Below are 10,731 nucleotides of genomic sequence, written 5' to 3'. Positions count from 1 at the left end.
CGTTGTCGACGAGGTGGATGCGCGTGCAGCCGGCGCGCTCCAGCCAGCGGACCAGCGCCCGCAGCGGGGTGACCCGGTCGCGGCAGTTGATGAAGATCGGATAGTCGGCCATGTGTGCTGAGGTCCCGGTGGGGGCGGAGTATGGCACGCGCGCTGCCGGCGCCCCCGCCCCCGACGTACCATCGCCGGCCATATGCGAAGGTGGCCCGGTCCCGCCGCCTCCTGGCGTGATCGGGTGCGGAGGCCGTCGCCGGCCCAGCTGGCGCTGCTGGCGGTCGCCATCCTGTTCGTGGCGCGGTTCGCGTCGGTGCTCGCCGGGCGGTCGGTCATCGTCGGCGGTGGCAGCCTCGCCGGGGTCGCACCCTGGGCGGGCAGCAGCCCGCCCGCGGCCAACTTCCTGCTCTCCGACCAGGTGCTGCAGATGCTTCCCTGGCAGGGCGAGGTGCGCAGCGCGATCCTGTCGGGGAGCCTGCCGACCTGGAATCCCCACGCGCTGTCGGGCACGCCGCTGCTCGCCAACGACCAGTCGGCGGTGTTCTCGCCGTTCACCTGGCTCGCCCTCGCCTTCACCCCGGCGGTCGGCCTCAGCATCGCGATGCTCGCCAGGCTCTGGGTCGCGGGGCTGGGAATGGCGCTCTTCGTGCGCCGGCTCGGTGCTCGTGGCATCGCCCCGATCGTCGCCGGGGTCGGGTTCGCGACCTGCTCCTTCGTCACCGTGTGGCTGGGCTACCCGGCGGCCTCGGTCGCAGCCCTGATGCCGTGGGCGTTCTGGGCACTCGAGGGCGTGATCGCCCGGCGGACCGTCCGCGCCGCCGCCGTCCTCGCCCTGGTGCTCGCCCTCCAGTTCCTCGCCGGTCACGCGGAGAGCTCGCTCACCCTGGGAACCGCTCTCGTTCTCTATTCGCTGGTGCGCCTGGGTGGCCGGGTGGCGCAGCGCATCCGCCTCGCCGGCCTGCTGACGGCGGCCGGCGTCTGGGCGGTCGTGGTTGCGTCGGTGCAGCTCCTCCCCTTCCTCAGCGCGCTGCGCGACTCCGCCGTCTGGGGAACCCGCGCGGGGTTGGGGGCGGGTCACCTGACGCTGAGCGAGGCGGCCAGCTGGCTGGTGCCCAACGGTCACGGCAGCCCCGCGATCGACGGGCTCGACGGCCGGCCGCCGAACTACGCGGAGTCGACCGGCTGGGCCGGCGTCGCCATGCTCCTGCTCAGCCCGCTGGGAGCCTGGAGGCTCGGCCGGCTCGCGAGCAGCGCCGCCGCCGGGCTCCTGCTCGTCACCGGCCTGTCGGCGGCGATCGTGTACGGGCTGCTCAGCCCCGTCATGGTCCGGCTTCCGCTCTACGGGTCGAGCAACAACGGACGGTTCCTCGCCGTGCTCTGCCTCGGCGTGGTCGCCCTCGGGGCGTTCGGGGTGGACGCGCTCGAGCACGGCCTCCGGCGCCGGCGCCCCGCCCTCGGCGGCCTGCTCACCGGCCTCGGCGCGGTCGCGGTCGCCGGCCTCGTCGCCGCCTGGTGGCTGCTGCGGGTGAGGGGGGCGGGGATCGACCGGCTCGCCCCCGACGTGGCGGGCATGATCGGCTTCTGGGTCGGTGTGGCCGCGCTCGCCGGCATCGCCACCCTGGTCCTCGCCGCCGCCGCCCTCTGCGGCTGGAGGCGGCCGGCGGCGGTGGGGATCCTGGGTGTCGTCCTCGCCGAGGCCCTGCTGGTCGCCCTCCCGTACAACCCGCGGCTCCCACCCCGGGTGGTGCCGGACAACCCGGCGATGGCGTTCCTCGCCGGCCACGCGCAGGAGGGCAGCGTCGCCGCAACCGGGACGGTCATGCTCCCCAACACGGCGATGCTCTACGGAGTCGACGACGTCCGCGGATACGACGTCCTCATCCCCCGGCGGACCCACGCCTACTGGGGCGGTGCCGACCCCGACTATCGCGACGACTCGCTGATCACCCTCCTGGGCCGTCCCGACCTGCGCCGCCTCGCCCTCGCCGGGGTGGCGTACGTGATGACCCCGGAGGGCTCGCCGCTGCCGGGGACCCAGCCGGCGTACCGTGGCCAGGGGGTGACGATCAGCCGGGTCCCGGGGCCACGTCCCTTCGCCTACGCGGCCACCGGCGTGGCGCTCGCGGCCACCTCCTCGGTGGCGGCAGGGATGCTCGGCACCACCCTGCCGACGGTCGACGTCGTGGAGGGCTCCTGCTGCGCCGGCCCGGCTGCCGCGGGGAAGGTGCGGCTGACCTCGCACCGCCCTGCCGAGGTCGTCCTCGCGGTGGACGGGGCCGGTCCCCAGACCGTCGTCGTCCGCCAGACCTACGACCCAGGCTGGCAGGCCGAGGTCGACGGGACCCCGGCGCCGGTGCTGCCGGCGAACCTCGCGTTCCAGGCGGTCCGGGTGCCGGCGGGGCACCACGTCGTCACCCTGCGCTACGCCCCCACCAGCGTCGTCGCGGGAGCGCTGCTGAGCCTCGTCGGGCTGGTGGGCGCGGGTGCCGCCCTGGGCGCCGGCGCGATCCGGCGGCGGCGCGAGGCCGGGGTCAGCGCCGCCCTGACGGGCCGCCGCGCACCCGCGACAGCAGCCGGTGCAGCCGCAGCGCCATCCGGTAGGCGCGCAGGCTCGTCAGGCGGCTGAGCCTGGCCTCGGCGGCGGCCGCGGCGGTGCGGTGGCGCTCGGCCTCGCCACGCAGCGCCTCGCGCGCCGCCGCGGTCCGCGCCGCCGCCCGGGCCCGGCAGGCCAGCGAGCCCCAGGTGGCCCGGAGGCGGCCCGACAGCTCCTCGGGGCTGCCCGCGGCGGCGCTGCGGCGGAGCGCGATGCCGAACTCGAAGGGCACCGGGGCGTCCTCGACGAAGACGGCGTCGAGCAGCTCCCAGCGCATCCCCATCTCCCGGACGGTGTGCTCGACGACCTCGCAGAACTCCTCCTGCGACCAGGTGTGAGCGTGCACCGACCGCCGCCGGTGGAGGTCGAAGACCTCGCGGCGCCGGGCCTCGTCCCAGGTGTCGTCCCAGCCGCCGGTGCCGCGGAGGAAGTCCTCGAGGTGGTCGTCGGCCACCACCGTCACCCCCTCACGGTGCTCGCGGACGAGGTGGTGCAGGGGCGTGGGGGCGCGGTCGCGATCGAAGGTGTGGCGGCGGTCGGGGAGGAGGATCAGCGCCACCCCGCCGGGGCGGAGCACCCGGTGGATGTCGGCCAGCTGGCCCAGCGGCTCGGCGAGATGCTCGAGGACGTGGCTGGCGATGACGAAGTCCTGGCTCTCGGAGGCCAGGCCCGACAGCCGGTCGGTGTCGAGGTTGGCGACCACGTCGGGACGGACGAAGCCGGCGCCGCCCTCCCCCAGCTCGGGGAAGAGGCTGCGGTTGTCCTCGGGCTGCCAGCGGTCGACGTAGCCCACCGCGGCGCCGCCGAAGGGCAGCGGGAAGGGCACGTGCCCGGGGCCGATCTCGACCCCCGAGCCGGACAGGAACCGGGTCAGCAGCTCACGCGCCGGGATCTCGCCGCCGGTGGGCGACGCCGCCGCTGCGGTGGCGGTGTCGACGGCGCTCATGCTCCCACCATCGCGCGACATCGTAGTTCACCCCCGGGTATCATCGCCCGGACCATGTGGCTGCAGGCACCGTGAGCCCCGGGAATCCGGAGGTCGTCATCATCGGGGCCGGGCCCGCCGGGCTCACCGCCGCCTACGTGCTGAGCCGCCGCGGCATCACGTCGACGACGCTGGAGGCCGACGACGTGGTCGGCGGCATCGCCCGCACCGTCGAGCGCGACGGCTGGCGCTTCGACATCGGCGGCCATCGCTTCTTCACCAAGGTGCCGCCCGTGGAGAGGCTGTGGCTGGACATCCTCGGCGAGGAGAACTTCCTGCTGCGACCGCGGATGAGCCGCATCTACTACCGCGGCAGCATGTTCGACTATCCGCTGCGCGCGTTCAACGCGCTCGAGGGACTGGGTCTCGTCGAGGCGGCGCGCTGCTTCCTCTCGTACTTCTGGGCGCGCCTCCATCCACCCCGGGACCAGACGTCGTTCGAGGGGTGGACGGCCGCGCGCTTCGGCTGGCGCCTGTACCGCATCTTCTTCAAGACGTACACGGAGAAGGTGTGGGGGATGCCGGCGACGGAGATCCAGGCGGACTGGGCGGCCCAGCGCATCAAGCACCTGTCGCTGATGAAGGCGGTGATGAACGCCGTCCTCCCCCGGCGCAACCAGAAGGACATCACCAGCCTCATCGAGGAGTTCCACTACCCCAAGTACGGCCCCGGGATGATGTGGGAGTACGCCAGGGACAAGGTGGAGAGGGCGGGCTCGACGGTGCACATGAGCGCGCCGGCGCTCGCCGTCCACCACCACGACGGCCGGGTGTGCGGCGTGACCGCGCGCGTCGACGGTCAGCCGGTGCGGCTGCCCGCCACCGACGTCGTCTCCTCGATGCCGCTCGGCGAGCTGGTGCTGGCGATGGATCCCCCGGCGCCGCCCGCCGTGCAGCAGGCGGCGCGCGCCCTGCGCCACCGCGACTTCCTCACCGTGGCGATCGTGGTGCCGGAGGAGCACAGCTTCCCCGACAACTGGATCTACATCCACGACCCCAGCGTCAACGTCGGCCGCATCCAGAACTTCGGCTCCTGGTCGCCGTACCTGGTGAAGGACGGAAAGACCTGCCTGGGCCTGGAGTTCTTCGTCACCGAGGGCGACCCGCTCTGGGCCGCGCCCGACGGCGAGCTGATCGCGCTCGCCAAGCGCGAGCTGGAGAAGCTCGACCTGGTGGCCGCCGACCGCTGCGAGGCGGGATACGTGGTGCGCATGCCCAAGGCGTACCCGCTCTACGACGCCACCTACAGGGCCAGCGTCGAGACCATCCGCCGCTGGTTGGAGGAGCAGGTGGCGGGCGTGCACCCGGTGGGGCGCAACGGCATGCACAAGTACAACAACCAGGACCACTCCATGTACACCGCGCTGCTGTCGGTCGAGAACATCCTCGGCGCCCGCCACGACGTCTGGTCGGTCAACGTCGAGGAGGAGTACCACGAGGAGGCCGGCGGCGACGGCGACGTGGGTGACCTGCAGCTGACCGGCTCTCCGGTCCCGGGCCCGACCGCCCTCACCTCGCGGCGCTGACCCCGGCGCGGTCAGACCGTCGGGGTGGCGATCTGCCAGGCGGCCGCGGAGGCGGGCAGGACGAGACCGAGCAGGAGCATGCCGAATCGCTCGGCGGAGCGGACCACCACCATGGCCAGCACGGGCAGCAGCGGCAGCGCGTAGCGGGTCTCGGCATGGAGGTCCCAGTGGCCCTGGACGTAGTTGACCACCGGCCAGCCGGCGGCGAGGGTGACCATCGCGACGACGGTGGCGCCGGCGAGGGCACGGGTACCCCAGGTCACGTCGCTCCGGGTCCTCAGCACCACCACGGCGACCACCGCTCCGAGGAACGCGATGTTCCAGATGTGGTGCACCGGGGCGTCCGGGGAGTAGGGGACGAGCAGGGACATCAACGCCGCCAGCCCGCGCACCATGGAGCTGGGATGGAGGTGGTCGGTGCGGGTGGCGTCGAGCAGGAGGTGGAGGACGATCGACGATGAGACCCTCGCCCGGGCGTCCTGCCAGACGATCCATCCGAGGTAGCTCCCCGCCGCACCGGCGAGCATGCCCAGCAGGGCGGCGTTGCGGCGCAGGGCGTCGCGCCCGGCGGCGGCGGACAGGGTCCAGGGCCGCTCGGCGAGCAGCCCGGCGAGCACCAGGGCGAAGGGCGCCACCACGAAGACCCCCTTGAGCATCCCGATGACCACGCCGGCGCCCAGCCCGATCGCGAACCCGAGCAGCGGACGCCGGCGCCCGCGGAGGGCGGCGGCCACCAGGAGCGCGAGGGCCCCCGCGGCGACCCCGGCGGCGTCGTTGTTCACCGTGGCCGCCGCGTGGACGTGGACGGGGCCGAGCAGGCAGGTCGTCTCCAGGACCGCGAGCGCGATCAGCGGGAGCCCCTCGACGGCGGCCACGGCGAGGAGCAGGACGGCGGCCGCGACCGTCCAGATCCGGCCGCCCTTCCGGGCGGCGGCGAGGGCTGCCGCCGGCGCGGCGCCGGGCTGGGCGGTGAGGGCGTACGGCAGGTACCCCAGGGGGGGTTGCTGCGCCTCGTACGAGGAGCCGCCGGTGGGGAACCTCGACGCCTCCCGGGTCCGGCCGTCGCATTCCCCCGGCTTGTAGAAGCCGTTGCCGAGGCAGTCGAACAGGCGCAGGGCCGGCTGGTTCTGCGGGTCACCCCATGCCGGGATGTGGTGGTGCTGGAGATCCACCACGTACGCGTAGTGCGCCCACTCGTCGAGCACGTCCAGGGAGGGGTCGTCGCGCCGGTGTCCGCCCAGCAGGATCGACACCAGCGCCACCACGGCGGCCAGCGCGCAGGCTCCCACCCACCAGGCCAGCCGCGCCCTCCTGCCGCTCCTGCCCACGGCGCCGGAGCCTAGCGCACCCGGGTCCCGGCCGTGGGGCGGCCGGAGCTAGTCGACGCAGGTGCTGTTCCAGAGGGTGATCGCGGGGGTGCCGTGCTCGTGCCCGAGGCGGCCGAGGTGCGCGGTCGAGAGCACCAGGAGCCTGCCCGCGGCGGGCTCGAGCCCCACCCAGCGGGCGGCGAGGACGCGGAGCACGTGGCCGTGGGCGACCACCGCGACGTCGCCCTCGAGCCCGCGCAGCCGGGCCACCACCCGGTCGGCGCGCTCGCCCAGCTCGGCAAGGGTCTCGCCGCCGGGCGCCCCGTCCTCCCAGAGCGACCACCCCGGGCGCTCGGCGCGGATCTCCGGCGCGGTGCGGCCCTCGTACTCGCCGTAGTCCCACTCCACCAGGTCGTCGCAGATCTCCAGCGGGCCGCGCAGGCCGGCGAGCGCTGCGGTCTCGCGGGCGCGGCTCAGCGGGCTCACCAGCACCCGGGTGAGCTCCAGCCCGGCGACCACCGGGACCAGCTCACGAGCCCGCCTCCGGCCCTGGTCGTCGAGGGGGATGTCGGTGCGCCCGGTGTGCCTGCCCACCCGGCTCCACTCGGTCTCGCCGTGGCGGAGCAGGAGCACCCGGACGTGGTCGCTCACGGCACCTGCGGGCGTCCGCTCACGCCGTGCAGCACCACGTCGGCGATCATCCCGGCGGAGGGCGCCGCCACCGGCCCGGCCGCCCCCGGGGGGGCCACCGGCAGGAAGGCCATGCAGACCCCGAGGATGCTGGTCGCCGCCACCTCGTCGCTGACCTCCGGGCGCAGCTCGCCGCGGGTGCCGGCATCGGCGAAAAGGCCGGCGAGGGGGGCGATGACGTTGTCCTGGAAGCCCCGGTCGAGCCGCTCGCGGACCTCGGCGGGCAGGTGCTCGGCGATGTCGTTCTGGATCAGGACCGGGTGGTGGGGGCTGCCGGTGAGCAGGATCTGGGCCACCGCGGTGACCCGGTCCTCGAGCGAGCCGGCCGCGGTGGCGGCCTCGCGGAGCATCTCGCCCATGCGCTTCTGGGTGGCGAGCACGCACTCCTCGAAGAGCGCGTCCTTGTTGCGGAAGTGGTAGTAGAGCGCCGGCTTGGTGACCCCGGCGGCGGTGGCGACCAGGCGCATCGACACCCGGGCGTAGCCGTGCTCGGCGAAGAGCGCGTCGGCGAGGCGGAGGATGCGGTCGCGGGTGGCCTCGCCTGCGGCGGTGACGGCGAGGCTCATACCCCCACCTCGACACGCTCGGCGCCGCTGCGGACGGCGCGGGCGATCTCCCCCCAGGGCGCCTCGGGGTCGAGCTTCCCGTAGGGCACCACCCGGTGCACCCGGCCGGCGTAGCGCCGCACCATCGCCTGCGGGAGCTCGTCCCAGGTGGCGCTGATGCAGAAGGCGTCGAGCAGCTCGTCGTCGACCGCGCCCCCGAGCTCGTCCCAGCGGCCCGCCACCGAGAGCTCGTGGAGGCGATCGGCGAGGGCGCCGCGATCGTGGACCTCGAGCAGCGGGCGGTAGGTGCGGGTGCTGCCGTAGAAGCCGATCTGGGAGCGGATCCGCTCCCGGCCGGCATCGACCTCGGTACGGGTGCGGCCGGTGGCGAGCATCGCCGGAGCCACCAGGGTGATCGCCCCGGGGTCGCGGCCCGCCGCCTCCGCGGCCTCGCGCAGCCGGGGCAGGGTGAAGCGGTCGAGGGTCTGGGCGGAGGTGAGGGGGTGGAGGTGGAGGCCGTCGGCGACCTCGCCGGTGATCCGGATCATCCCCGGGTTGATGGCGGCCAGGTAGATCGGCGGCAGGGGTGCGCCCTCGACCGGACCCGGGTTGAAGAACGGGGTCATCAGGGTCAGGGTGTAGAACTCGCCGCGGTGGTCGAGGGGGGCGCCGTCCTGCCAGCACCGCCAGATCGCCCGGATGGCGAGCACCATCTCGCGGAGCCGCGCCGCGGGGCGGTCGAAGGCGACCGAGAAACGGCGCTCGTTGTGGCCCTTGACCTGGCTGCCGAGGCCCAGCACCACCCGGCCGGGGGCGAGGCGGTGGAGGTCCCAGGTCATCATCGCGTGGACCATGGGGCTGCGCGGGAACGCCACCGAGATCGCGGTGCCCAGCACCACCCTCTCGGTCGCGGTGGCGGCGATCGCCAGCGGGAGGTACGGGTCGTGGTCGGACTCCACCGTCCACAGCCCGTCGACGCCCTCGGCCTCCGCGCGCGCCGCCGCCGGCCCCGCCGCGTCGAACCCCAGGGGCAGGTCGAAACAGAGCCCCACGTGACACCTCCCGCGCCCCCCCTGGCGCACCCCCTGCTCTGTGACGCCGAGGTACGACCCCGGCGCCCTCCGCCCCATTATCGGCCTCTGACCGGTGGGACGGGAGGCCTATCATCGCCGCTGATGCGCCTCGCCACCTACCGGCATCTCGGATCGGACACCGATCGGGTCGGCGTCCTCTCCGGCGGGATGCTCCACGCGCTCCCCGAGGGCGCCCGGCTGATCGACCTGCTCGGCGACGACGGCGAGCGGCTCGCCGGGGCGGCACGGGCGGCGCTCGACGACCCCCGGGAGGTGGTCGACCCCGCCGCGGTGCGGCTGCGACCGCCGGTCCCGGTGCCGCCATCGGTGCGCGACTTCTACGCCTTCGAGCAGCACGTGCGCACCGCCCGGAGGCGGCGCGGCCTGGAGATGGACCCGGACTGGTACCGGCTGCCGGTCTTCTACTTCAGCAACCCCCGCGCGCTCACCGGCGACGGCGACCCGGTGGCGGTGCCACCCGGCTGCACCGACCTCGACTACGAGCTCGAGGTGGCGGCGGTGGTGGGGCGGAGCGGCCGGGACCTCGACCCCGACGCGGCCGAGGCGCGGATCGCCGGCTACTGCGTGATGAACGACTGGAGCGCCCGCGACCTGCAGCGGCGGGAGATGCGCCTCAGCATGGGGCCGGTGAAGGGCAAGGACTTCGCCACCAGCCTGGGCCCGGTGCTGGTCACCCCCGACGAGCTCGCCGGGCGGCGCGCCGGCCGCGCCTTCGACCTGGCCATGACCGCGCGGGTCAACGGGGTGGAGTACTCGCGCGCCAACCTCTCCGAGATCCACTGGAGCTTCGGCGAGATGCTCGCCTACGCCTCCCGGGGCACCGAGCTGGTGCCCGGCGACGTGGCCGGCAGCGGCACCTGCGGGACCGGCTGCATCCTCGAGCTCGCCCTGGTCCACGGCGGTGAGGCCTTCCCCTGGCTGCGCCCCGGCGACGAGGTCGAGCTCGAGGTGGAGGTGCTGGGCCGGCTCCGCAACCGGGTCGTCGAGGGGGTGCCGCTGCGGCCGCTCCGCCCCGAGGACGAGGAGGAGCGCGGATGACCCCCGCGGCAGGGTTCCTGGACCGGCTCGACGCGGTGATCGCCCGCCTCGACGCCCACGCCCGCGGTCCCGCCCGGGGGGTCACCGACCCCGACCCGCGCACCGGCGAGCGCTGGGACCAGGGGCAGGTCTGGGCCCACCTCGCCGAGTTCATCCCGTACTGGATCGTCGAGACCGGCGTCGTCCTCGCCGCCGACGAGCCGCCCACCTTCGGGCGCACCCAGTCCGATCCGGGGCGGATCGCCGAGATCGCCCGCCGCCGCGACGAGCCCCCCGCGGCGCTGATGGCCACGGTGCACGAGGAGGCGGCGGCGCTGCGCGACCTGATCGCCGGGCTCGACGCCGGCACCTGGGAACGGCGCGGCATCCATCCCACCCTCGGCTCGATGACCGTCACCCGGATCGTCGAGGAGTTCCTGGTGGGCCACCTCGAGCAGCACGCCGATCAGCTGGACTCCCTAGACTCAGCCTGATGTCCGACAGCCTCACGGTCACCGACAACCGGACCGGGCGCAGCTACGAGCTGCCGATCAGCGACGGGGCGATCCGGGCCACCGACCTGCAGCGGGTCAGGGTCTCGGACGACGACACCCGAGGCCTGGTGTCCTACGACCCGGCGTTCCTCAACACCGCGTCGTGCAAGAGCCGAATCACCTACATCGACGGTGACCGGGGCATCCTCCTCTACCGCGGGTACCCGATCGCGGAGCTGGCGGAGAAGAGCAGCTTCCTGGAGACCGCCTACCTGCTGGTGCACGGCGAGCTGCCCACCACCGAGCAGCACGCCGACTGGTCGCACGACATCACGATGCACACGCTGGTGCACGAGAACATCAAGCGCTTCATGGACGGCTTCCACCACGACGCCCACCCGATGGGGATGCTGCTGTCGACGGTGGGCGCGCTCGCCACCTTCTACCCCGAGGCGACGCGCATCCACGACGCCGAGCAGCGGCGGA

10 protein-coding genes are annotated in these 10,731 nt (G+C 74.2%); 5 read left to right on the top strand and 5 right to left on the bottom strand.

What is annotated here, in order from left to right; translation table 11 throughout:
* Positions 1-193 precede the first annotated feature (193 nt).
* A complete protein-coding gene (locus VGL20_22060) occupies positions 194-2,620 on the top strand; it encodes a YfhO family protein (protein HEY2706378.1) in 2,427 nt (808 codons plus the stop codon).
* On the opposite strand, the gene VGL20_22055 is transcribed toward VGL20_22060, so the two are convergent.
* Positions 2,526-3,533 carry a methyltransferase domain-containing protein gene (locus VGL20_22055; protein HEY2706377.1) on the bottom strand — a complete coding sequence of 336 codons (1,008 nt, stop codon included), beginning with the start codon at positions 3,531-3,533 and terminating at the stop codon, positions 2,526-2,528. The two genes, VGL20_22060 and VGL20_22055, sit on opposite strands and share 95 nt — an antisense overlap.
* A 71-nt stretch (positions 3,534-3,604) precedes the next feature.
* On the opposite strand from VGL20_22055, the gene VGL20_22050 reads away from it, so the two are divergent.
* Positions 3,605-5,098 (top strand): NAD(P)/FAD-dependent oxidoreductase, encoded by a 1,494-nt coding sequence (locus tag VGL20_22050; GenBank protein HEY2706376.1) that lies wholly within the window; start codon positions 3,605-3,607, stop codon positions 5,096-5,098.
* 11 nt (positions 5,099-5,109) lie between these two features.
* Here VGL20_22050 and VGL20_22045 read toward each other — a convergent pair whose 3' ends face one another.
* Genes VGL20_22045 through VGL20_22030 form a run of 4 tightly spaced genes read right to left on the bottom strand, consistent with a single transcriptional unit; the run spans position 5,110 to position 8,692 of the window.
* Complete coding sequence (locus VGL20_22045) at positions 5,110-6,426, bottom strand: hypothetical protein (protein ID HEY2706375.1); 1,317 nt, start codon at positions 6,424-6,426, stop codon at positions 5,110-5,112.
* 48 nt (positions 6,427-6,474) lie between these two features.
* Positions 6,475-7,056 carry a histidine phosphatase family protein gene (locus VGL20_22040; protein ID HEY2706374.1) on the bottom strand — a complete coding sequence of 194 codons (582 nt, stop codon included), beginning with the start codon at positions 7,054-7,056 and terminating at the stop codon, positions 6,475-6,477.
* Positions 7,053-7,661 (bottom strand): helix-turn-helix domain-containing protein, encoded by a 609-nt coding sequence (locus VGL20_22035; GenBank protein HEY2706373.1) that lies wholly within the window; start codon positions 7,659-7,661, stop codon positions 7,053-7,055. Before VGL20_22035 ends, VGL20_22040 begins: the two co-directional genes overlap by 4 nt.
* Positions 7,658-8,692 (bottom strand): TIGR03617 family F420-dependent LLM class oxidoreductase, encoded by a 1,035-nt coding sequence (locus VGL20_22030; GenBank protein HEY2706372.1) that lies wholly within the window; start codon positions 8,690-8,692, stop codon positions 7,658-7,660. The genes VGL20_22035 and VGL20_22030 overlap by 4 nt, the downstream gene beginning before the upstream one ends.
* A gap of 123 nt (positions 8,693-8,815) precedes the next feature.
* Between VGL20_22030 and VGL20_22025 the strand changes: the two genes are divergently transcribed.
* From VGL20_22025 to VGL20_22015, 3 genes are all read left to right on the top strand, one after another.
* A complete protein-coding gene (locus VGL20_22025; GenBank protein ID HEY2706371.1) occupies positions 8,816-9,772 on the top strand; it encodes a fumarylacetoacetate hydrolase family protein in 957 nt (318 codons plus the stop codon).
* Positions 9,769-10,245: a DinB family protein gene (locus tag VGL20_22020; protein HEY2706370.1), complete on the top strand. Its 477-nt coding sequence runs from the start codon at positions 9,769-9,771 to the stop codon at positions 10,243-10,245. The genes VGL20_22025 and VGL20_22020 overlap by 4 nt, the downstream gene beginning before the upstream one ends.
* A partial coding sequence (locus VGL20_22015) for a citrate/2-methylcitrate synthase (GenBank protein ID HEY2706369.1) occupies positions 10,245-10,731 on the top strand: 487 nt, incomplete at its 3' end. The genes VGL20_22020 and VGL20_22015, both read left to right, overlap by 1 nt.

Source organism: Candidatus Dormiibacterota bacterium, assembly GCA_036495095.1.
GTDB lineage: Bacteria > Chloroflexota > Dormibacteria > Aeolococcales > Aeolococcaceae > CF-96.
This window is presented reverse-complemented; position numbering and strand designations above follow the sequence as displayed.

Coding starts and splice junctions, on each gene's coding strand:
- VGL20_22060 (HEY2706378.1), top strand. CDS start 194: ATGCGAAGGTGGCCCGGTCCCGCCGCCTCCTGGCGTGATCGGGTGCGG.
- VGL20_22055 (HEY2706377.1), bottom strand. CDS start 3,533: ATGAGCGCCGTCGACACCGCCACCGCAGCGGCGGCGTCGCCCACCGGC.
- VGL20_22035 (HEY2706373.1), bottom strand. CDS start 7,661: ATGAGCCTCGCCGTCACCGCCGCAGGCGAGGCCACCCGCGACCGCATC.
- VGL20_22025 (HEY2706371.1), top strand. CDS start 8,816: ATGCGCCTCGCCACCTACCGGCATCTCGGATCGGACACCGATCGGGTC.
- VGL20_22020 (HEY2706370.1), top strand. CDS start 9,769: ATGACCCCCGCGGCAGGGTTCCTGGACCGGCTCGACGCGGTGATCGCC.